This is a genomic window from Lysinibacillus sp. PWR01 (genome assembly GCF_043359455.1).
GTDB classification, from domain to species: Bacteria; Bacillota; Bacilli; order Bacillales_A; family Planococcaceae; genus Lysinibacillus; species Lysinibacillus fusiformis_F.
Window position 1 is genome coordinate 21,807 of sequence record NZ_JBHERJ010000049.1, and the last position, 23,124, is coordinate 44,930.

Below are 23,124 nucleotides of genomic sequence, written 5' to 3' on the forward strand. Positions count from 1 at the left end.
TTTTCTTTCCATTACTTAAATATTTCCATTAATACTTCATCCGCAACATGTTTACCTTGCTGCACACACTCTGGAATCGATATTCCTTCAAACGAGCTTCCTGCAAGTTTGACAGTTGGAAAATGTTCTTGTAATTCCTGCTTGATACGTTGAACTTTCGCTTCATGTCCAACTGTATATTGTGGCATCGCATTTTTCCAACGTGTTACAACTGTTGTGATAGGTTCCCCATCAATACCAATCGTTTTCTTTAAATCCTGTAGCACGGTTTTTTCGATCTCCGTATCCGATAACGCAACTATCGCTTCGTCGCCCACTCGACCAATATAACTACGTAATAATACATAATCGTCTGGTGAGGTACCTGGCCATTTTCGATTCATCCAAGTACAAGAAGTAATCGAAAAATCACTATTTCTCGAGACATAAAAAGACAGTGCATCTAAATCACCGAGCTGTTCCTTTTTAAAGGCCATTGTAACGGTTGCAATAGTTGCAGCCTTCATAGTTCCCAATTCATGTAACAGACTTTGCTTACTAAACATTTTTTCAGCCATATTAAAAGGGGTAGCAATAATAACAGCATCCGCTTTGATATGCGAGAAATTATTGAGCATCACTTGAACTGAACCATCCTTGCCATGCTCTAATTCCTCTACTTTGACACCCTTCATAACTGTCCCAGGAAGTAGTGATTCTTCTATACTTTCAATGAGTGTTTCAAGGCCATTGCTAAAGGTTTGAAAGATTCCCTTATTTTCAGCTATCTGATGATTGCTTAAAAAATTTGTTCCTGACTTCTTCATACCAATCAGCAAACTACGATATTTTTGTTCTAAACTATACAACTGTGGGAAGGTTGAGCTCATACTTAATTGCTCAATATCTCCTGCAAATGTACCCGCTAGTAATGGTTCTACTAGATTTTCCACAATCTCAGCACCAAATCTTCTTCTAAAAAACGCGCCTAGCGGTTGATCGTCATCCTGTGCTGAACGAGGAATGAAAAAGTCCCCAGCCGCACGAACTTTACCGCTAAGTGAAAACAAGCCTGATGTTATGAAAGAGGATATATGAGGTGTCTCTCCTGATAGGAGATGACTAGGTATTGGATATAACTGACTACCAACAGCAACATAATTTGGCCCTGCATTGCTTGTTAATAGTTTCTGTTCGATCCCAAGATCCTTTGCTAAAGCATTGACATAGTTTTCACGATCAAAAAAAGATTCTGGCCCACGCTCAATAATAAAGCCATCTTTTCTTAGAGTTTGAATTTTTCCGCCAAGACGTAATGACGACTCGACAAGTACGATATCTAATGGCAATTCTTTTTCGCTTGCTTCTTTTTGCATATAGAACGCAGCTGTAAGGCCTGTAATGCCACCGCCTACGACAACTACCTTTCGTCTTTTCTGAGTCACCAACATCATCACTTTCTTTTCGCTTAGCTTAATTTTTTATGAATTGCATCTACCATCGCATCAATAAATAATGGATGTGTGTTTGGCATCGCTGGACGGTAGTATTTTGCGCCAAGTTCATCACAAACTACTTTACATTCAAAATCATTGTCATACAACACTTCTAAATGCTCTGTTACAAAACCTACTGGTGTATAAACAAATGAACGGAAGCCCTTTTCTTCAAATAGCTCACGTGTTAAATCTTGAACATCTGGACCAATCCAAGGCTCTGGTGTTTGACCTGCTGATTGCCAGCCAACCTCTACATTTTTTAAATCTGTCGCAGCTTGAATAAGACGTGCTGTTTCAATTAGTTGATCTTCATATGGATCACCTAAGTTTTTAATTTTTTCAGGCAATGAATGAGCTGACACAATTAGACAAGCTTTCTCACGTTCTTCTTCTGACATTGCATTGAATGTCTCATTCACTTGTTGTGTCCAGTACTCAATGAATTTCGGCTCATCATACCAAGATTCCACAGAAGTAATCTTTAAGCGACCTCCTGCTGCCTCTTCAGCACGACCATTATAAGACTTAATAGAGAACGTAGAGAAATGAGGAGCTAAAACAATAGAAACTGCTTCTTTTATGCCCTCTGCCAGCATTTGCTCTACTGCATCTTCAATAAATGGATGAATATGTTTTAAACCAATAAACAATTTATATTCTACAGCATCCTGTACTTCGTTCAAACGCGCACATAATGCTTCAGCTTGTGCTTGAGTTGCCGCAGCTAATGGGGACAAACCACCGATTGCTTCATAGCGACTACGTAAATCTTCTAAATGCTCTGCAGAAGGTTTACGTCCATGACGAATATGCGTATAGTAAGGTTCAATATCTTCTTCTTTATAAGGTGTTCCGTATGCCATTACTAATAAGCCTTTAACTTCTTTCATTACCCTTTTCACCTCTAAAATTGTTTTATGTTTTCATACATTATGTGATAAAAAGAAGCTGCCCAATCTTTATTATTGGACAGCTCCTTTTCTACATGGAAATTAAAACTTCCTATATAGAAAAGGACATATTATTTACACTTCATTGACTTCTATTAAGAACGAGCTTGAATTTGTTGAGCACTATATTCATGAATAAGCGTTGTAAGACGTTTTAAGACATCAGGGTCAACCTCTGGGAAAACACCATGTCCTAGATTAAAGATATGACCTGGCATTTCTAAACCTTGATCGATAATATCTTTTGTTCTTTTTTCAATAATTGACCAGTCCGCAAGTAATAGGGATGGATCTAAGTTACCCTGTACAGGTTTTGTAATGCCATTCGCACGTGCGTCTTTAATAGGTAAACGCCAGTCTAAGCCCACAACATCGATCGGTAAATCATTCCATTCTTTTGCTAAATGGCTAGCACCGACACCAAATTGAATTAATGGTACATTTTCTTTTTGCAACTCTGCAAAAATACGCGTCATAATTGGTTTAATAAATACGCGGTAATCCTCGACATTTAAAGCCCCAACCCATGAGTCAAACACTTGGATGGCTTTTGCGCCAGCTTTAATTTGAGCTGTTACATCTGCAATAATCATGTCAGCTAGTTTATCCATTAAAGCAAACCAAGCTTGAGGTTCTGAAACCATAAATGATTTTGTTTTATTATAGTTTCTTGAAGGACCACCTTCAATCATGTAGCTTGCAAGTGTGAATGGTGCCCCAGCAAAACCGATTAAAGGAACATTCAATTGCTCTTCGGCAAGTAACTTGATCGTCTCTAATACAAATGGTGTATGCTCTTTGGCATTAAATTCACCTAATTTTTCTACATCAGCTACTGAACGAATTGGATTTGAAATAACAGGACCAACGCCTGCTTTGATTTTTACATCTATCCCAATTCCAGGGAGAGGTGTGACTATATCTTTATATAAAATAGCTGCATCAACATTATAATTTTCTACAGGCAGACGAGTGACATACGCACATAGTTCAGGTTGATGTGTAATTTCCTCTAAGGAATATTTTTCTTTAATGGCACGATATTCTGGCTGAGATCGTCCTGCCTGACGCATATACCAAACAGGTGTATGTGCGGTCCTTTCTCCACGCGCAGCACGTAGAAGTGTATCATTAAAAGTTGTCATGAATAGTTCCTTCCCCTCGTTAAATTGTTACTATAAAAAAATCGCTTGTTTATTCCTTTATTATTGATATCCGTTTCCAATAGTAAACGCTTCCTCTGAAATTGTATAGTTTTCCTAGTGAAATGTCATAAAATTGTTCTTTCTCGACATATTCTTTTTGAACGGAGCGTTAGACTTCCGCTAGAAAGGGTATAATCACGCTATATTAGTAAGATTCATAAGGAGGATAAATTCATGTATATTTATTTAACTTCTGGTACTGGCGATTTTTTAGAGCAAGTAAAAAATAAGTATCCTAATGACCATATGATTATAATTCATGGGGAAGGTAATTCTGTATTGATACATGAAACAGAAGGAAAAACAGTATTTGCGACGCCCCGTAAATTTGAAGTGCTAGATTCAGTAAATGATATAGAGGAACGTGGCTTCTTTGTTTTCAACAATATTCCTGTAACAGATGAAGGGCGTCCAGTTTTCGAGCACCGCTTTTTAGAGCGTTCACGCGCAATTGAAAATGAGCCAGGCTTTGTGGCATTCCGTTTATTACGTCCAATCAAGAGTGAGACTTATATTGTTATGACGCAATGGAATGGACCACATTCTTTTGAAGCATGGAAGAGCTCCAAAGCGTTTGAATCAGCCCATGCAAAAACAGACGATTCAACAGCCGTACGTCAGCAAAATATCTTTTCAGCAGCTTCCTATGTCACTACTTACAGTGCTATACCGAAAGAAGATACAGAGTAGATAGATAATAAAAAAGCTCATTTTCCGAATGCGAGCATTGGAAAATGAGCTTTTCAATTTGTCAGCTATAGCCTCTTCATTTGGACATTTTCGCTGTTAATTCACTAATCACTAAAACTAGGATAACGGCAATATAAAACATGGGCTGTGTAATGGCACATAAACCAACAATAATTGCTTGGGTAATCATTGCTAAACGTACAATTTGCTTTACAGCTAGTTGACGAGCATGATCTGGTAACGGATAGAGCATGTCCATTCGAAATTCACCACTAGATAGCAGCGCTTGTTTTAACTGAATTGTTGTGGCAAAGCTTAGTGCGCCTGCTACAATCCATGTAACGACAGGAATGTCTACAAAAGCTGCGATGACGGCAGAAATGGCCGTAAGACGAAGCCATAAATAGAAATGGTCATCTGTCCGGATAAAGGTACGGAACACCAAATACTTTTGAGTATTCTCCTTACCATACGGGACAAACCGATAGAGCCAGTCCATCCAGCCTCGACGCCGAATGCTTCCGTGTAGATGAGGTACATCTGTAAAATAATTTGCAAAACGATAGAAGCTCATCATACGATTCTGTTCGAGCTTGACAAAATGCTCATACGGCACAGGTTCGCCAACTGATTTTTTTCTAAAAACAATAATATAAATAATGCTAATAACTGTAGCGACTACTGCTAATAGCAGCTGCGCATGAAGCCCCATATATAGAGCAGCAGCAAATATAACAGCTCGAATAAATCTATCCACCCAAACCATTTGTCCTCGTTCACTATAACGATAGCTGAATTCTCCTCGAACACTTAGATATTTCAATACAATGGTAAGTAAAAAAATCGTCCATATTTCCACCGTTGTTAATTCCGTCACAGCTTTTAATAACGGGATACTAACAATATAGACAATCGCTACAATCCACACCTGAGACCAAAACGTCCAAGCCAGCGCCTTGCTGAAATACAGAGACATTTTTGATTCTAAAGGTAATAAGTATACTTGATCTGGCTCTCTCAACAGTGTAGTCGGACGGCTAAAGGCCAATAAAATCCCTATGATAACAGCTACCACGATTTCTGCTGGAAAGTCTGGTTGAACAACTTTCAGCCATTCGCTATATTGATAGCCCACTGCTCCTATTAGAAATACAAGTACAATGGCAATATGCCCTGTAAATATAAATTGCATATATTTTTGTACTTCTCCTATATAATGCATGAAGCGAGAGGACCATACATCACGCAAGTTCTTCATGGTCCCGCTCCTTTGTCATAGCAATATAAAGGTCATCTAATGTCGCATACGGCATAGCAAATGATTGACGTAAATCAGCCATTGTTCCTTGTGCTCGAACTCTTCCTTCATGCAATAAAATAATGCGATCACAATGCTTTTCAGCTGTCGATAGAATATGTGTAGACATTAATATAGAAGCGCCTTCTTTTTTCTTTTCATCCATTTGGTCTAATAACGATTGAATACCTAGTGGATCTAATCCCACAAAAGGCTCATCAATAATATATAGACTTGGATTCACTAAAAAGGCACACATAATCATGACTTTTTGACGCATTCCCTTTGAAAAGTGTGAAGGGAACCAATTTAATCTTTTCTCCATTCGAAACTCTTTTAACAGCACCTCAGAACGAGCATCGAGTGTTGCTTTGTCTATACCGTAAGCCATTGCTGTTAATTCTAAATGTTCTCTTAATGTTAGCTCATCGTATAATACTGGGGTCTCAGGAATATAAGAAAAAGCTGTACGATACTTGTCCGTATCTTCCTTTAATGTCACACCATTTAAACGAATGTCCCCTTCCTTTGGCAACATCGTTCCTATAATATGTTTAATCGTTGTACTTTTACCAGCTCCATTTAAGCCGATTAAGCCAACTAATTCACCTTTTCCAATCGTAAAAGATAGATCTTTAATAACAGGTTTTCTTGTATAACCACCTGTCACATGCTGTACCTCTAATACTGACATATCCTCACTCCTCTTCTTGTTTTATATTTTATCAAAAATTAGCAAATGATACAGGTTTGAGTATGATAGAATGTACTTACATATACGTTAAGGGGGAAATTCTTATGAGCGATTGCCTATTTTGCAAAATTATTGACGGATCCATTCCAAGTACAAAAGTTTATGAAGACGATCATGTCTATGCATTCACAGACATTTCACCTGTTGCAAAAGGACACACACTATTAATTCCAAAGCATCACTGCCAAGATTTATTCGAGATGCCAGAGGAAGTGGCACGTAATCTATATGCTGTTGCACCAAAAATCGCGAATGCTATTAAAGCAGCGTTTCAGCCAATAGGTTTAAATACGATTAATAACAACGGTGCTGCCGCTGGACAAACTGTTTTCCACTACCACTTACATTTTATTCCGCGTTACGATGAAAAAGAAGGGCTAGGCCTAATTTGGCAAACACAAAAGTACTCACCAGAGCAGTTGGCAGAAGTAGCAGAAAATATTAAAGCCAATCTATAAGCCATTTGTAATATATTAACATTGGAATGTTCAGAATGCTGTATTGCAAATTTTAAAAATTTAGCGTACAATCACAAATAAGTTTCGCTAGCGGTCAAGAGGACACGCTAGGAGACAAATAGATTAGCATAGTCGAGGAGAGATTCAAATGAATACAAAGAATTTAGTATTAATGGCACTGTTAGTAGGTGTCGGTGCTGCACTTTATGTGGTTACACCAGGAATGGTGAATGGGATGAAGCCTGATTTTATGTTAACCATGATGTTTATTGGCATTTTATTGTTCCCAACTGTGAAAGAAACGTTCCTACTTTCTCTTTCAACAGGGGTGCTTTCAGGTTTGTTTACAACATTCCCAGCAGGTCTAGTTCCAAATATTATTGATAAAGCTGTTACTGGTTTTGTATTTTTAGCTGCTTTACTCATTCTCAAAAAACTGGCAGGTCATTTCGCCGTATCTGCTGTCTTAGTTGGCTTGGGAACGATTCTTTCAGGAACTGTCTTTTTGGCAGTAGCGCTTTTTGTGTTCAATGCAAATGTTGGTGCAACATTTGCGATGCTATTTATTGGCGTTGTCCTTCCAGCTGTCGCATTTAACGTTGTTGCGTTTGCTGTTATTTATCCAATTATTGCAAAATTAGTGAAGCGCTCTAAATTCAATACAGCTATTTCTCAAATTTCATAAATAAACACTTTAAATAATCAAAAGAAACTAAACTGTGACGGTCAAATCACTCGTTTAGTTTCTTTTTTCTTTTTGTATTTGTGCATTTCATGGTTTAATAGTAGATAAACATGACTAGAAATGAGGTATCCAATATGAAAGCAAAACCATTTTTACTTGGACTAACAACAGGCATTATCGGTGGAACAATCGCTGTACTTTTCTCAACACCGCAATCTGGACAACAGCTACGTGCTTCTGTCAAACAAAATGTTGACCAAACAAAAGGTATGCTCCTTGATGTAAAACAACAAGTAGGGACTGTTAAACAATCTGTTAATACATTAACAAATGAAGTTAAAAATAATATCCCGCAAATAATAAATGATTTAAAGCAAACAATAACAACTTTTACAGAAGAAATTGAACCTACAAAAAATAATTTACAACAAGAATTAGATGCTTTACAGAATTCGATAAGCGAAATCGAGAAAAACATTGCACAAATCACAGAAAACAAGAAAAAACCGCAAGAAAAAGTTAGCGACTAAAGTCCTTCGTAATAGGTGAATAATCTATTTTTTTATTAAAAACTATTGCTATAATATTATTTTTTAGCCACTTTTCAATTTTTTAATTTTTCTAACTTTAAACTTTTTTCCTTTACTGCTATAATATTTTTAAAAATGTGAAAGAAAGCAGTAGGTGATGGCTTTGTCAGAGGAATTATATACACAAAAAGAAGCGATGCTTTATAGTCAGAGAATCGCGCAGTTATCAAAAGCGCTGTGGAAAGCGGTTGAAAAGGATTGGCAACAATGGATTAAACCTTATGATTTAAATATTAATGAACACCATATTTTATGGATTTCATACCATTTAAAAGGGGCTTCCATTTCTGATGTTGCAAAATTTGGCGTGATGCATGTTTCTACAGCATTTAATTTCTCCAAAAAACTAGAAGAGCGTGGCTTTCTTAAGTTTTCCAAGCGTGATGACGATAAACGTAATACGTATGTTGAGCTTACCGAAGCTGGCACAGAGCTCATTATAGAGATGAATAAAAACTACCATAATACGTATCATTCCGTACTGGAAGGATCACTAGCATTAAAAGATTTATATGGCCGTTTCCCTGATTTTTTAGATGTAATGGCTGTTATTCGCAATATCTATGGTGAGGATTTCATCGACATTTTCGAACGCTCCTTCCAACATTTCCGCGATTCCTTTGACACGCTAGAAGAACGCACACCTGTAAAAGGATAAGACGAAGCTTCAAACTGCACATAATTTTTCCTGCAATTATTTATAAGTTGAACATAATGAGTTATACTACTGTTCATTCAGGAATAAGTCATGTGAAAGGAGGTATTTCAGAAATATTTCTGAAGTACCTCCTTTTTCTTGCATTCTAACATAATTCAATTTACATTAAATAGGACACTTCCTATTTCGGAGTTGATAATAACCATGCATTGCTGGAAAATTTTAAATTTAGAACATCATTACGGTACTACGCGTATTATTATAATGAGTGTCATTACTTTTTTAGTGGTCTTTTCTGTTTCGTATGTAACGTTTAATTTATTCAATGAAGAGCATTATACAGATCGTTTATTCTGGCTCTTTGTAATAGCTGTGTTAACACTCTATCCCATTCACAAATTTTTGCACTTTTTGGCGCTATACGATTTACGCCAGCATTTAAAATTACGCGTACGTAGTCAATTTTATATAATTCCTGTTTTACACATGCGAATTCGAGAGCCTTTATCTAAAAATCGTTACATCTTAGCATTACTTACGCCTTTTATCGTTGTAAACACTAGTATTATAGTTGGAACATGGCTTTTACCAGCCTATACACATTATGGGACATTGCTGTTAGCCTATCATTGTAGTCTATGTCTGATTGATATCCTTTACGTGAAGTATCTATTGAATTCACCTAGAAATTCGCAAATAGAAGAAACACCTAAAGGCTATGAAATTTTAGTTCCACCAACTGTTCACTAAATGCTTGTACTTGTTTTTTATTGGCGTTCTTTGTTATGCTATTACTATTGAAAGAGGGGAGGAATAGACTTGCTATTAATGATTGTAGTTCTATTCTCGGTATTCTATTTATTTCAAATTAACCGCATGACATATGCTCTATGCATGCGACGTGAAATTCCCGAAGAAAACCAACCAAAAATATTCCGAACTATAAATATACTTATTACGATCCTACTTGTCTCATTCTACATTGAAATTTTATATGCAGTATAACAGAAAAATCCATTACGCCTCGGCGTAATGGTTTCTAAATTTTTCTAGGCTTTTTTAAAAAAATTTATAACATCCGCGCCCGTCCGCACGCTCGAAGATAAGTCGAGCCCCCCATGCAACAACTTTTTCTAGCCAATCAGATTGGCTAGAATCTCAGGCATGCGGCGCGAATGTCTAACATTGTTAAGAAAAGCTAAGAGTTAAAGCTCTTAGCTTTTCACTGTTTTATTAATTAGTATAGGAACGCTGCACCAACGATAATTAATAAAATAAATAACACAACTAATAAAGCAAAGCCTGAGCCGTAGCCACCGCCACCGTATCCTCCGTTGCCCATAACTTCACCCCCTTTCTTTTCTATATCCTATGCGCTTCAAAATTTGAAATATAGGCAATACTCAAGGGGGAACCATTTTGTTTTTAAATCGTTTATGTTATAGTAAAAAATGGACGAAACCATGTTAGGAGAGAATATCCACTATGAAAAAGACAGTTTTATCTTTAACTTTAGCTGCGTCTGTATTAGCGCTTGGTGCTTGTAGCGGCGGAGACAGCAAAGCAATCGTTACTTCTAAAGTGGGCGATATTTCAGTAGCTGATTTTAATGAAAAGGCAAAAGCTTTAACAGGCTCATATGTAATGCAGCAAATGGTGACTGAAAAAGTTTTAGCTGACAAATATGAAGTAACAGATAAAGAAATCAAAGAAGCTTATGACACAACTGCATCACAATTTGGTGATGGCTTTACACAAGCACTTGCTGAAAGTGGCTTAACAGAACAAGGCTTTAAAGATTCTTTACGTGTCCAACTTCTTCAAGAAAAAGCTTTAAAAGATCAAGCTATTAAAGAAGAAGATGTGAAAAAATACTACGAGCAAATGAAAACAGAACTAAATGGTCGTCATATTTTAGTAGCAGATGAAAAAACAGCTAAAGAAGTGATTGAAAAAATCAAGGGTGGCGCTAAGTTTGAGGACGTAGCAAAAGAGTACTCAACTGATACTGGCTCTGCTCAAAAAGGTGGAGAGCTTGGATGGTTCTCTGTAGGTTCAATGGTAGACGAGTTTAACGATGCTGCTTATGCTCTTGAATTAAATACATTAAGTGAGCCAGTAAAATCTAGCTTTGGTTATCACGTAATTGAAATTACGGACAAGCGTGATGTTAAGGGTGTTGGTTCATTTAAAGATGAAGAAGAAAACATTCGTTCAACTATGTTAAATAAACTGAATCAAACTGGCGAAGCTCAAACAATTCTAAAAGACATCATTGCAAAAATGGCAAAAGATGCAGATGTTAAAACATCTGATAAAGATTTAAAAGATTCACTAGAATTCTTCACAACAACAAGTGAAGAACAAGCAAAAGCAGCTGAAGAAGCAGCTAAAAAAGCTGAAGAAAATGCTGCAAAAGAAGATTCTGAAGACAAAGCAGAAGATACTGACAAGGAATCTAAATAAATTAGAGACTAGTGTTAATATCTATAACAAAAAGAAGCATCTGACATTTTAGATGCTTCTTTTCTTAGTGTTGAAAAACAAAACCATCAATAGAATTTTTGTGAAAGGTGAAAATGGTTTCCGTTGCAGGCTACTTGCTTTCCTGTGGGCGAGCGCCGAGCCGCTTCCTCCGCTCCCGCTCCGTGCAGGGGCTCGTCTGTCTCGCTATCCCACGGGAGTCAAGTAGCCCTCCACTCCAACCTACAAAATGTTAACTTTTTAGCAAAGTTTTCAAATAAAGTGAAGGTCTTCACTACCCATTTTATGGAGGGCTTTTGACACTCATCACTTCTTCGCAATGAAATTAAGAGTCTATCCTTTCTCTAATCATACAAATAATAGGCTAATTTGATTACTACGGCTAGCTAGTATGAAAGATAAGGAAAAGCCACTTTTGCAGAATGGTTGATTGGAGTGGAGCCAGCGTCACTCCTAGGGGATTTAGCGTCACAGAGGAGACCCTGGAGCGAACGCAAGTGAGTGAAGCGGCTCATCGGACGCCCCCTGGAAAGGACGCTGGCGGAACGGAAATCAACCTCTCACCTTGCAAAGTTGCTTTTTCTGCCGTTGACATCATCTTTTTGCAACAACATGAAAAGAAGCATCTGACATTTCAGATGCTTCTTTTTTCTTCTCTATTTTACTTTAAACTGGCTAATTTCAGCTTGTAAGTCATTTGACATTGTTTGAAGTACATTTGCCGCGCTTGCGATTTCCTCATTAGAGGCGCTTTGTTGCTCGATTGATAAAGCTATGTGCTGTATGCCTGAAGACGTACCATTCGCAATACCTACAATTTCTTTTACAGCATCGTCCGTTTGGCTTGCCTTGTCATTGACACGCAATACAATATCCGTTACTTCCTTTGTACGATGACTAATCTGTTGCAAATATACGACAATATTTTTAAAGGCATCGCCTGTCTGTTCAACAGCCTCACGCCCTTCCTCCACAAACTGTGTTCCACTATTAATAGCATAAACAGCACTAGAGGTTTGCTTTAAGATATCATCCACTAATGTTCGAATATTGTCTGCAGCCCTTCCAGATTCCTCTGCTAGCTTTCTTACCTCATCCGCTACAACTGCAAATCCTTTTCCAGCCTCTCCAGCACGTGCCGCTTCAATAGAGGCATTCAATGCAAGGAGGTTTGTTTGATCTGTAATACTTGTAATCAGCGCTACAATCGTACTAATTTCCTTTGATTTTTCACCTAAAGCATTCACAACTGCTGTTGACTGATGGACAGATTCATTGATTGTATTCATTTTATCAATCGTTTGCTCAATTAACTGTAAGCCTAAATCCGCTTTTTGGTTTGTTTCATTCGCTATAGAGGCAACTGCCTGTACAGCAGAAGATGCATGATCCATATCTTTAGTAATTAAATGTGCTGATTCAGATAATAAATCCATTTGCCCCAATTGTCCTTCTGCACTGGAGGCAATCTCCCCAATTGCATTAGAAATGGTTTCAACTGTTTGACTACTTTGCTCTGTAATCGTTGTAAATTCCTTTGTAAAAGTCGATACATCTGTAGATGCTTTATTCGTCTTTTCAATGACCGTGCCAATTTGCTCCAACATATGATTAAATTCAGTCGATAATTGACCAATTTCATCTTTCAAATGATCATCAATTCGTACTGTTAAATCGCCATCAGCAGCCTGTGTCATAGCATTTAACACACGCTTTACACGCCTTAAGACGATATACCTTGTACATAACGAAATAATTACTGTGCCAATAAACAACGAAATAAATGTATTAATGACAACACCCGCACTACCATTTAATTGCACTACCTTTTCGAATTGACGACTCACAAACTCTGAAATATGGGAGCTTATAAACAAACTTATACCAATAGCTAGTATCATTTTGAAAATCAAACTTTTCCAAAACTTAATTTTCCGCGAAAAAAGTCCCTCTGTATCCATTGCTTTTCCCCATTCCTATAATTTCTCTCTTTATTCTAAAAGAAATACTAATATTGGTACAATAGTTAGCCACCAATATTACACATATGAATATTTAGACTTAGAGAAATTAAAAGCGAATAGCTAGTAAGTAGCAACAGTTTATGGTCTAAATTATATTACTTTTAAATAGTAGGCTTATAGAATGAACGATTATCTAGTGGGAAGAGTCGCTCTGTAAATTCACCCGGTGCTGTTTTTCCTAATGCTCTTGTTAACATATTCATCTTCGCATCGATGTTATCTATATAATGCAAGATTTCCGCTTCTTGAAGCATAGGTTTTTTTGGGCTTCCCCACTCTTCTTTCCCATGGTGAGACAATACCATATGCTGTAGCAGCATGACTTCCTCACCTTCAATTTCAAGCTCACTAGCAATCTTAGCAATTTCATTGACCATAATTGTAATATGGCCTAACAAATTGCCCTCCACTGTATACGTTGTGGCAACTGGTCCTGATAATTCTACAACCTTGCCTATATCGTGTAAGATAATTCCTGCATATAATAGGTCACGATTAAGTGTTGGGTATAAATCAGCAATAGCTTTACCTAGTTTGAGCATGGATACCATATGATCTAATAAACCTGACGCATAGTCATGATGATTTTTAGTCGCTGCTGGAAAAACTAAAATGGCCTCTTGATGCCTTTTAATAGCTGCTCTTGTAATTCTAGAAATATTAGGGTTTTTAATATCAAAGAAAAATTGGTTTAATTCTTCATATAGTTGTTCTTTCGGTGTTGCAGAGGACGGCACTAAATCATGGATAGCGATTCCTTCCTCTGGCTTGGCAACACGAATCGATTTGATACGCAATTGATTCTTCCCTCTATAGTCATGAATCTCTCCACCTACACGCACAATAGCTTCCGCATGATACAGCTTTTCATGGTCCTCATTGGTATCCCATAGCTTTGCCTCAATATCTCCACTCTTATCTTGTAATAATAGCGACATAAATGGCTTTCCAACGGTTGTAACACCTTTTGTCGCTTGTTTTATTAATAAAAATTGATCAACTGCTTCTCCAACTTGGAGCGTCGTTATCCCTTTCATGTTGACGTCACTCCCCTTTCATTTGCTAATGCTCCTATATCGACAATTTGCTCTCGCTGCCAATGTTTGAGCATTGTGTCATGGCAAGTAAAATATAAAATTTGACGTTCATATCCTACTTCTTTCATTAATTGTACCATTTTGTCTGTGCGGTTTCGATCAAAATGGACAAAAGGATCGTCCATAATCATTGGAAATGGAGCCGTGTTCACTAGGGTTTTGGCAAGTGCCATTCGCAATGCAATATATGCTTGCTCTTTGGTAGCCTGTGACAATTCGACCATTTGATAACGTAATCCTGCAGCATCTTGTGCTACAAAATAACCTTCCTCATGAATCGAAAGTTTGTCATAGCTTCCGCCTGTAAGTAAACGAAATATGGCATTTACCTCTGCAAGCACATGCGGTAATTTCCCTTCGCGAAGACGAAATAAGGTTTCATGAATAGCTGTCGCTACAGCTTTTTTAGTTGCCCATTGCTCAACTAGCTGCTGTAATTCTGTTTTCTCCTGCTCAAACTGTTGAAGCACTTGGCCATACTTTTCATCATTTAATAGCTGTTCCTTTTCCATAAGCAAAGAAGCGCGTTGTTCCAGACATTGGTCAATTGCTAGTTGCAATGAATGCTGCTCTTGTTCTAAAGCAAGTATGTCCTCGTTAACTGTGTCCTCAATCAGACTCGCTTGCTGTTGAAGATTGAGTGAAGATAATTGAGCCTGAACAGTTTGCAACTCTGTCACAATTTTTCTTCTCTGCTCAGATTGTTCATGCATTTCATAATATGCCTGCTCGTTTTGAATTTGCGCTTCCTTAAATAGCTCGGACATTTCTGCTGAATAACGATCAATTCTTGATTGTCCACCTTCCATTTTTATTTGGAGGCTAGCTAGCTGATCTTTTGCATGCTGTGCTTGCTGTTGATGCTGCTGTGCTTCAAGGTAGGCTGTACGTAAATATATATAAACTTCATGTTCATCATAGGCTCCATCTAAAACCCGTTGTAGTTGCTCATAAATGCTGTTCTTTTCTACCTGAGCTTCTTGCAAAAGACTTAGGGTACTGTTTCTTTTAGCTGCTAGTTCTTGTACACCACGGATACGCATAAATAATTCGGGCATTAACGTGCGGGCTATTGTTCCCTGTAAGCGATAACGCTTTAAAAAATGCTGGAGTGTCTGAGTGGCTTCTTCACTCTCTACCTCTGCTTGTTGAATTTTATATTCAAGAGAAGTGTATTGCTGCTCCTTCTCTTTTTGCTGTTCATTGACATGTAACCAACGATCTTCGTATCTATGCTTCTTTAAAAGCACTGCTTGTACTGTCATTTCCTCTTGCTCTAACTCCCGTAGAAGGAAACTGTGCTCTTTACTAGTAGGCTCATCTGCTCGATTACCATATCGAATAAACAAAAAGGTTAGCAATGATAAAACTGCTCCGATGATCATTACAACTAGATTTTTTTCAAATACACCATAGGCAAACGACATGAAACCAAGCAGTAGTACAAGCCAGATAAAGTAATGAGGTTGCTTCTGCTTACTACGTTGCGATTTGGCAGTACGTAATTGCTCAAGCTTTCGTTTTTGTTGGGGCCACTGTGCTAAAATATGTTCTTCTTCACTTGTTAATGACTCCTGCATGATCCGCTGCTTCTGTTTAGCAATTGCATCTAATTCTAGATGAACCTGCTCAAGAGAACGTAGATGAAACTTTAACTCCTCCTCTGCCTCCTCTAACTTACCTAATTGAAGCTGAAATTGTTGTTCTTGTTGGAGTGAAACTGTTTCTTGCAGAAGTATATCTTGTGCCTCTTTCTCTTTTACACCTAATAAACGAAATTGTGCTTCGATTTCTTGCTCAAGCAAAAAGAGATCATCATGTAAATTTTGCTCTTTCACCATCAGTTGATGCCATGTTGCCTCTTTTTGCATAAGGCTAGCCATTTCATTGACCGTTTGCTCATCCACTGTTGCAAGTACTTTATCCTGCAATGTTTGATACTGCTCCTTTAATTGCATCAGCTGTTGACTTTCATGTAACAGACGATCCTTTAATTGTTCATAGCGTCTGATACCCTCTGCTGGAAACTGAACATGTTGATAATTGGTCAATGTCTGCTGTAAAGTCTGTTGTTGCTTAAGAAGAGGTAGTGCTTGTTTTTGAATAGTTAACTGCTGCCACTGTTGCTGTTGCATTTTTTGCGTACCATATAGCTGCTCTAACTTTTGCTCAAGTAATTGTAATTGCTGTAATTTGTCCTCAAATGTTTGAATCTTCCCTTGTTCCTGTTTAATCGTTCGTTCAAGCTGCTTTAATTGCTCAATCTTTTGATTAATCAATGGCACTTTACCTGTCCTTTTAAACAACTCGCTAGCCTCTTTATCCATTTTCTTTTCAAGGGTGGATAAATGCTGAATACCTGTTGTACCTGAGGCAAGTAGCAAATGGGTTAGCTCCTCCTCAGACATTTTTTCAATACCTTGTAGCTCATGCAATGAAAAAGAAAAGATGGATTCGAAGGAAGCCCTAGAATAACCATATAAAAGCTTTACTAACAACTCCTCATGCCCCGTTGTACCATCCTCAAAATAGACAGTAACATCACCAGTAGCCTTTCCTTTCACACGTTCAATTGTGCATTGGCCATAAATTGGGTGCAAAATTGTCAGCTGACCCCCATATTTCGTCGAAACTTTCGGCTCATATTTGCGCTGTGTCTGCTGCCTTGTAGGAAAACCAAAAAGCATTTGTAGTATAAACTGCTGAATCGTCGTTTTTCCTGCTTCATTTAATCCATAAAAAATAGTGACGCCATCACTTAAGGAGATGGAGATATTTTCATGCTTACCAAAGCCATATATTTGGATTTTCTGTATTGTCAGCATGTAATCACGCCCTTTGAATTTCTTCTGCTAATAATGTTTGTGCACGATGCGTTAAGTTCTCAATATCCTTTTCACTTAGTGGCTCTATCAGCCTAGCACCACCGGCATATTGGTACAAATCTTTTAGAATATCCTTCCATTCATTACTGTCCCACTGCTCCATTAAGCTCACAACGGATTGAGTTGTTGCTGTATGCTCATAAAATCTTGCTGCCTTTTGCAACACAATTTTTTGTACCCAACACATTGGCTCAATGCCTTCCTCAGCCTCTCGAATAGTCTCTAACCAAGCATCTACTGTTGCATGCTCAAATAAAGCTTCCGTTTGCTCATCAATATGTTGCAAATGAAGCTCTACTACCGATGCGCCATACTTCTTCCTATTTGCTGTAATCGCTTCTGCACATCTCTTCAGTAATTCATTGGCATGCACCACACTCGAACAGTCCACCTCTATCGTGCTATAAACGACAGCAGAAGTAGAGATAAAACCAAGTTCAGTTGATGTTTTGGATAACGTCACATCATAAAAACCTTTCATTCCTTGTTCTTTGCGATGTCGACTTTGAATATTGCCTGGATAAACAATGGCTGGGTTTTGATGTAAAAGCTGTCGTTTATGAATATGGCCTAACGCCCAATAATGATAGTTCTTTTCAAGTAACTGCTGTTTTGTAAAAGGGGCATACACATCATGTGTCGTATTGCCTGCCTCACTGCCATGTAGCATACCAATATGAATGGCTTGCTGATCCTGAGCAGTTGGATAGCTTTCAATAACGGACTCCTTTAAATGACGTTCAGGATAACTAAAACCATATATATTCACTTGCTGACCACGTATTTTTAATTGAACCACACTCGTCTCAGCTGGTAATTCATAGACATTACTTGGTAAAGCAAAACGTGTCCAAGTGCCATTTAAATGATCATGATTTCCGTAGCTCACAATCACAGGGATATTGTGTTGAAAAAGCTTTTCCATTGCATCTTGAAATCTTCGTTGTGCTTGCAAGCTACGATTTTCACCATCATAAATATCTCCAACAATTAGTAAAAAATCAGGTTTTTCCTGAATCGCTTTATGGATAATTTTATCGAATGCTTCAAAAGTGCTTGACCGAATTTTCTTTAAAATGTGTTCGGGTAGTCCAAATAAGCCCTTAAATGGACTATCTAAATGTAAATCTGCCATATGGAAAAAACGAATTGCTGACATCCAATCACCTCAAATAGTAGATAATTCTCTCTTTCGTACAAACCAAAGTAATAATATGTTGACTAATCGAAACCGAATATTTGTTCTATTTTATCATAATTCCTGTTTGATGAAAAATGCTATTACGGAAAAAAACAACATTGCCTTACTTTTTCCACAATTTTCGTAATTTATCAAAAAATTCACTAGTTTTACCGTGAAGTTTATAAATCTTCTATGTATAATAGAAATATATTCAAGTAAAAGGGTGGGGTCTGTATGGAGAATTATCGTTTTACAGCTTTTGAAAAAACAGGGGAAACATTGTTTGATGAAACTTGGACTTTTGAAAATGATGAGGCTGCTAAACTAAATGGACAACAACAAATTGAGGAAAAAGGTGTTGCCGATAAAACGCATCGTCTAGTAAACGCTTCGGGTAAATTAATTTTATTCCATGTTTAGTGGCTAATAAAAGGCACGTAGTCAATTATTTGCTACGCGCCTTTTATTATTTTTATTTCCCTACAAAGACAGGCATTCTTTTCTCTACGAATGCATGAATGCCCTCAACATGATCTGTTGTTTTACGCATTGCAGACTGGCCCTCAGCCTCTAATGCTAAGATATTTTCTAGCTGTGGCATATTTTGTGCATGCAGAATTTTTTTCGTCGTAATCATGGAAGAGATAGGGGATGCAAGCATTTTCCCAACAAGCTGATCTGCCATTGCAAATACAGTGCCCTCTGGTGCAATATAATCAATTAACCCTACATCTAATGCTTCATTTGCTGTTAATACCTTCCCTTCCCATATCATTTGTTTCGCTTTAACCGTTCCTACACGTTCCTTCATGAAGAAATGACCGCCACCATCTGGAATGAGTCCTATTCCAATGAAATTCATAGCAAGTTTACTATTTTCACAGGCTACAACAATATCTGCCCCTAGTGTTAAACTAAATCCTAAACCTGCTGATGCACCATGAACTGCTGCAATCACAATCATCGGTAGCTGATAATATGCCTTCACGATACGTGTCAGATAAACCATTGCCTCATCAATATTCAGCGGTTTGCTTTCATCTAGCATTGCTTTTATATCGCCACCCGCAGAAAAGACCTTTCCTTCTCCCCGAATAACAAGCACCTGAATATCTCGTTCCTGTTGTAGAGCCTCAAAGCATTCTGCAAGTTCACGCATCATGACATCATCCATAGCATTCATCGCCTGTGGACGATTCAACGTTAACGTTGCACGACGTTCTAACTTCTCTAAAGTAATCGTTGAAAATTCCATCTCTATAACCCCCAATTATGAATAGTCATTCACTATGTATAATTCGTGTTTTTCTTGAAAACTCCTTCTACGCTAAGCAAAATTGCTCTTGTTATGCTATATTAAAGGACGAATATCGACATAAAGGTGGTAACGTATTTTGACACAAAAAGACTATCGTGTATTACTTTATTATAAATATATTACGATTGAAGACCCTGAAGCTTTTGCAGAAGAACATTTAGCATTGTGTAAAGAAATTGGGCTTCTTGGTCGCATTTTAGTAGGCTACGAAGGTATTAACGGAACTGTATCAGGTAACATTGAGCAAACAGATGCTTACATGAACCATATGAAGGCTGATGCTCGTTTTAATGATATTATGTGGAAAATTGATGAGGTTGAAGGGCATACCTTTAGAAAAATGCATGTACGTCCTCGTCAGGAAATTGTTCACCTAGGTTTAGAACAGGATATCAATCCGTTAGAAATCACAGGTGATTATTTAACACCTAAAGAATTTATGGAACAAATGCAAGAAGATAACACAGTGATTATCGATGCCCGTAATGACTATGAATATGATCTCGGTCATTTCAGAGGTGCTGTACGACCTGATATCGAAACATTCCGTGACCTCCCTGCTTGGATGGAGGCACATAAAGAAGATTTTGCAGATAAAAAAATCTTAACTTATTGTACAGGTGGTATTCGTTGCGAAAAATTCTCTGGTTGGCTAAAACGTGAGGGCTATGGTAAGAGCGTAGGTCAATTACATGGCGGTATTGCTACATATGCGAAAGATCCTGAAGTAAAAGGCCAATTATGGGATGGTCAAATGTTTGTTTTTGACCGTCGTCGAAGTGTACCGATTAATCAGGTGGAGCATGTCATTGTTGGGAAGGATTATTTCACAGGGGAACCTTCTGAACGATATACAAACTGTGCAAACCCAGAGTGTCATAAATTAATGCTGTGTGAAGAAAAACATGAGGCATTTTACATGCGTAGCTGTTCAGATGATTGTCGTCGTGCAGAACGCAATTTCTTCGTGGAGGAAAACGGTTGGACAAAGGAACAAGTTGAAGAGCAAATTGCTAAAATTGCAGAGGTCCAACAATCAAGTTGTTAATACTTGGAGAGATAATGCATTGTTAGAAGTTGGTTTCTCTGTAGTTTGAGCAAATGAGATTTCTAATCCATTCAATAATTTGAGCTAAGTGATCATTGCTGATGGATTTCCGCTCCAAAATATGACCTAAGCGCTCATTTCTAGTGGATTTCCGCTCCATATCGTGAACTAAGTGCTCATTTCAGAGCGATTGCCGCTCAAAAACTTCAGCATAGTGATCCTACCTCAGCATGATCAACCCATTCAAAAAGAGCATCGTTCATCAAGACGATGCTCTTACTCGTATAAAGAAATACACTCTATTCTTGTGCTAAATAACGCCCTACCTGTCGTCCACTAAATAAACAGCCACCGACAAATGTCCCTTCTAAAGCGCGGTAGCCATGGACACCACCGCCACCGAAACCACTTACTTCACCAGCGGCAAATAAACCAGGTATTGGCTGACCGTCCATGCCCAATACAGCGCCATTTAAATTTGTTTGTAAGCCACCTAAAGTTTTCCTTGTTAGAATGTTTAAGCGAACGGCAATTAAAGGCCAATTTTTAGTATCTAAAATTTTATGGGGCTTGGCAACGCGTACCAATTTATCACCAATATAATTTCTTGCCCCATGAATGGCGTTTACCTGTAAATCCTTCGTAAACTTATTATCCATTTCACGATCTCTTGCCAAGATTTGCTCTTTAATTTTCATGAAATCAAGTAAGTCATTCCCAGCAAGCTTATTCATTCCATCTACGAGTTCTTTTAAATCATGTGCAATCACAAAATCCTCTCCATGATTTTTAAAAGCTTGGATAGGAGCAGGTGGACCTGGCAAAATGCGTTTTAGAACATCGCCAATGCTTTTGTTTGTTAAATCTGGGTTTTGCTCTGAGCCAGATAAAGCAAATTCTTTCTCAATAATTTTTTCCGTTAAAATAAACCAGGAATAGTCGTAACCTGTTTTTTGAATCGCCTCTAACGTACTGAGCGTATCGAACCCTGGAAAATTGGGTGCATGAAATCGATTCCCCTCTGCATCAAACCACAGGGAGGAAGGACCTGGCAATATCCGAATTCCGTGGTTGGGCCATATCGGGTCCCAATTTCTTAATCCCTCTGTGTAATGCCACATGCGATCACGATTTACAATACGTCCCCCAGCATGTTCCGTGATCTCTAGCATTCTTCCATCAACATAAGCCGGCACACCACATACCATATTTTTTGGAGGTGTCCCTAATCGAGCAGGCCAATTTTTTCTCACTAAATCAAAATTGGCCCCAATGCCACCACTTGCCACAATCACAGCTTTCGCTTCGTAGGAAAATTCTCCAATCCCTAATCTCGAACTTTTTTCACCTCGATTAATAAAGGTTTCAGCTAGTATAGTTCCGCTAATTCCTGTAATCTTTCCTTCTTGCTGCACAAATTCATCCACACGATGTCTTGACTTGAAGTCAATAAACCCTTCTTTCATCGCCTGTTTTACTTTATCTACAAATGGCTTTACAATGCCAGGTCCTGTTCCCCAGACAATGTGAAACCTTGGTACTGAATTGCCATGACCTCCTGCTAACGAACCTCCCCGCTCTGCCCATCCAACAACAGGGAAAAACTTTATACCCTTTGACTTTAACCAGTCGTATTTTTCCCCTGCAGCAAAATCGACATAGGCTCTTGCCCATTTATATGCCCAAGAATCCTCATCATCTAAACGATCAAAGCCTGCAGTTCCTTGCCAATCTTGCCATGCAAGTTCCTTACTATCTTTAATCCCAAGCCTTCGTTGCTCTGGAGAATTTACTAAAAATATTCCACCGAAAGACCAATATGCCTGTCCCCCGATTGAATTTTCAGGCTCTTGATCTACTAAAAGAACTTTTTTCTTTGCATCGATTAATTCACAAGCTGCGACTAATCCTGCAAGTCCTGCACCAACTATTGCAACATCGTACTTCATTCTTACACCCCCAAATCAATCATCCTTAACTAACATTCTTCTCTCACAGTCTGTTTACCTTCTACCATTCATATTTTTGTCTAAAATGTGACAAACAAAAACGTTCGCTTTCTTGGAACAAAACCATCGGCAATTAGCATAAATCCTCTATTTTATTCCATTTAATTCCCATATATTTTTTTATTCTAAAACTGCACAGAAACCTGATACTATCGGACTTTTCAAATATCGTTAGCGCTTTCATTGTATCCTCCAAAAAGACGAACAATAAAATGATAAAACATATAAAACGTTCGTTTTTAGTTATTTTTCAGACTTTTGAAGTCACTATTTTTAAAGTTTTTAAGAAATATCGTTGACAAAGGTGAACA

At 37.9% G+C, this 23,124-nt stretch carries 22 protein-coding genes; 10 read left to right on the top strand and 12 right to left on the bottom strand.

The window, feature by feature from the left end:
• Positions 1-11: 11 nt before the first annotated feature.
• The 3 genes from hemY to hemE form a co-directional block, all read right to left on the bottom strand.
• Complete coding sequence (hemY, locus tag ACEVFT_RS09435) at positions 12-1,433, bottom strand: protoporphyrinogen oxidase (RefSeq protein WP_393949382.1); 1,422 nt, start codon at positions 1,431-1,433, stop codon at positions 12-14.
• A gap of 14 nt (positions 1,434-1,447) precedes the next feature.
• Positions 1,448-2,368 carry a ferrochelatase gene (gene hemH, locus ACEVFT_RS09440; protein ID WP_393949384.1) on the bottom strand — a complete coding sequence of 307 codons (921 nt, stop codon included), beginning with the start codon at positions 2,366-2,368 and terminating at the stop codon, positions 1,448-1,450.
• A gap of 155 nt (positions 2,369-2,523) precedes the next feature.
• Positions 2,524-3,573 carry a uroporphyrinogen decarboxylase gene (gene hemE, locus ACEVFT_RS09445; RefSeq protein WP_205445488.1) on the bottom strand — a complete coding sequence of 350 codons (1,050 nt, stop codon included), beginning with the start codon at positions 3,571-3,573 and terminating at the stop codon, positions 2,524-2,526.
• A gap of 234 nt (positions 3,574-3,807) precedes the next feature.
• Here hemE and ACEVFT_RS09450 point away from each other — a divergent pair, with 234 nt between their 5' ends.
• Positions 3,808-4,323, top strand: coding sequence for an antibiotic biosynthesis monooxygenase family protein (locus ACEVFT_RS09450; RefSeq protein WP_393949386.1), 516 nt, complete (start codon positions 3,808-3,810; stop codon positions 4,321-4,323).
• Positions 4,324-4,399: 76 nt separating this feature from the next.
• Here ACEVFT_RS09450 and ACEVFT_RS09455 read toward each other — a convergent pair whose 3' ends face one another.
• Together ACEVFT_RS09455 and ACEVFT_RS09460 are read right to left on the bottom strand one after the other, a co-directional pair.
• A complete protein-coding gene (locus ACEVFT_RS09455; protein WP_393949387.1) occupies positions 4,400-5,581 on the bottom strand; it encodes an ABC transporter permease in 1,182 nt (393 codons plus the stop codon).
• Entirely contained in the window at positions 5,565-6,314 is a 750-nt protein-coding gene (locus ACEVFT_RS09460; protein WP_115674062.1) for an ABC transporter ATP-binding protein, read from the bottom strand. The genes ACEVFT_RS09455 and ACEVFT_RS09460 overlap by 17 nt, the downstream gene beginning before the upstream one ends.
• Before the next feature lie 104 nt (positions 6,315-6,418).
• On the opposite strand from ACEVFT_RS09460, the gene ACEVFT_RS09465 reads away from it, so the two are divergent.
• From ACEVFT_RS09465 to ACEVFT_RS24725, 6 genes are all read left to right on the top strand, one after another.
• Positions 6,419-6,832, top strand: coding sequence for an HIT family protein (locus ACEVFT_RS09465; RefSeq protein WP_342441556.1), 414 nt, complete (start codon positions 6,419-6,421; stop codon positions 6,830-6,832).
• A gap of 148 nt (positions 6,833-6,980) precedes the next feature.
• Positions 6,981-7,517 (top strand): tryptophan transporter, encoded by a 537-nt coding sequence (locus ACEVFT_RS09470; RefSeq protein ID WP_205445495.1) that lies wholly within the window; start codon positions 6,981-6,983, stop codon positions 7,515-7,517.
• A gap of 134 nt (positions 7,518-7,651) precedes the next feature.
• On the top strand, positions 7,652-8,047 hold the full coding sequence (locus ACEVFT_RS09475) for a YtxH domain-containing protein (RefSeq protein WP_048391751.1): 396 nt from the start codon (positions 7,652-7,654) through the stop codon (positions 8,045-8,047).
• 157 nt (positions 8,048-8,204) lie between these two features.
• Complete coding sequence (locus tag ACEVFT_RS09480) at positions 8,205-8,765, top strand: HTH-type transcriptional regulator Hpr (protein WP_004230760.1); 561 nt, start codon at positions 8,205-8,207, stop codon at positions 8,763-8,765.
• 204 nt (positions 8,766-8,969) lie between these two features.
• Positions 8,970-9,515, top strand: a complete 546-nt coding sequence (locus ACEVFT_RS09485; RefSeq protein WP_205445496.1) for a DUF3267 domain-containing protein — start codon at positions 8,970-8,972, stop codon at positions 9,513-9,515.
• A gap of 69 nt (positions 9,516-9,584) precedes the next feature.
• On the top strand, positions 9,585-9,770 hold the full coding sequence (locus tag ACEVFT_RS24725) for a hypothetical protein (RefSeq protein WP_008173337.1): 186 nt from the start codon (positions 9,585-9,587) through the stop codon (positions 9,768-9,770).
• A 232-nt stretch (positions 9,771-10,002) separates the two neighbouring features.
• Here the strand turns inward: ACEVFT_RS24725 and ACEVFT_RS09490 are convergent, their stop codons facing one another.
• Positions 10,003-10,107, bottom strand: coding sequence for a YjcZ family sporulation protein (locus ACEVFT_RS09490; RefSeq protein WP_004230765.1), 105 nt, complete (start codon positions 10,105-10,107; stop codon positions 10,003-10,005).
• Between the two features lie 143 nt (positions 10,108-10,250).
• Between ACEVFT_RS09490 and ACEVFT_RS09495 the strand changes: the two genes are divergently transcribed.
• Positions 10,251-11,231: a peptidylprolyl isomerase gene (locus ACEVFT_RS09495; RefSeq protein ID WP_205445498.1), complete on the top strand. Its 981-nt coding sequence runs from the start codon at positions 10,251-10,253 to the stop codon at positions 11,229-11,231.
• 674 nt (positions 11,232-11,905) lie between these two features.
• Here the strand turns inward: ACEVFT_RS09495 and ACEVFT_RS09500 are convergent.
• The 4 genes from ACEVFT_RS09500 to ACEVFT_RS09515 all read right to left on the bottom strand — a co-directional run bounded on the left by ACEVFT_RS09500 (position 11,906) and on the right by ACEVFT_RS09515 (position 18,414).
• Positions 11,906-13,096 (bottom strand): methyl-accepting chemotaxis protein, encoded by a 1,191-nt coding sequence (locus tag ACEVFT_RS09500; protein ID WP_393949390.1) that lies wholly within the window; start codon positions 13,094-13,096, stop codon positions 11,906-11,908.
• Between the two features lie 278 nt (positions 13,097-13,374).
• On the bottom strand, positions 13,375-14,310 hold the full coding sequence (gene yhaM / locus ACEVFT_RS09505) for a 3'-5' exoribonuclease YhaM (RefSeq protein WP_205445501.1): 936 nt from the start codon (positions 14,308-14,310) through the stop codon (positions 13,375-13,377).
• Positions 14,307-17,195, bottom strand: coding sequence for an ATP-binding protein (locus tag ACEVFT_RS09510; protein WP_393949391.1), 2,889 nt, complete (start codon positions 17,193-17,195; stop codon positions 14,307-14,309). Before ACEVFT_RS09510 ends, yhaM begins: the two co-directional genes overlap by 4 nt.
• 4 nt (positions 17,196-17,199) lie before the next feature.
• The gene (locus ACEVFT_RS09515) at positions 17,200-18,414 is read right to left on the bottom strand and encodes a metallophosphoesterase family protein (RefSeq protein WP_393949394.1); all 1,215 of its coding nucleotides are present in this window, start codon (positions 18,412-18,414) and stop codon (positions 17,200-17,202) included.
• Positions 18,415-18,672: 258 nt separating this feature from the next.
• Here ACEVFT_RS09515 and ACEVFT_RS09520 point away from each other — a divergent pair, with 258 nt between their 5' ends.
• Positions 18,673-18,858 (top strand): YhzD family protein, encoded by a 186-nt coding sequence (locus ACEVFT_RS09520; RefSeq protein WP_036075853.1) that lies wholly within the window; start codon positions 18,673-18,675, stop codon positions 18,856-18,858.
• A gap of 52 nt (positions 18,859-18,910) precedes the next feature.
• Here the strand turns inward: ACEVFT_RS09520 and ACEVFT_RS09525 are convergent, their stop codons facing one another.
• Positions 18,911-19,693, bottom strand: a complete 783-nt coding sequence (locus ACEVFT_RS09525; RefSeq protein WP_205445506.1) for an enoyl-CoA hydratase — start codon at positions 19,691-19,693, stop codon at positions 18,911-18,913.
• A gap of 139 nt (positions 19,694-19,832) precedes the next feature.
• Here ACEVFT_RS09525 and trhO point away from each other — a divergent pair, with 139 nt between their 5' ends.
• Entirely contained in the window at positions 19,833-20,804 is a 972-nt protein-coding gene (gene trhO / locus ACEVFT_RS09530) for an oxygen-dependent tRNA uridine(34) hydroxylase TrhO (RefSeq protein ID WP_393949397.1), read from the top strand.
• A 299-nt stretch (positions 20,805-21,103) separates the two neighbouring features.
• Here trhO and ACEVFT_RS09535 read toward each other — a convergent pair whose 3' ends face one another.
• Positions 21,104-22,753 carry an FAD-binding dehydrogenase gene (locus ACEVFT_RS09535; protein ID WP_393949399.1) on the bottom strand — a complete coding sequence of 550 codons (1,650 nt, stop codon included), beginning with the start codon at positions 22,751-22,753 and terminating at the stop codon, positions 21,104-21,106.
• Positions 22,754-23,124: the final 371 nt, after the last annotated feature.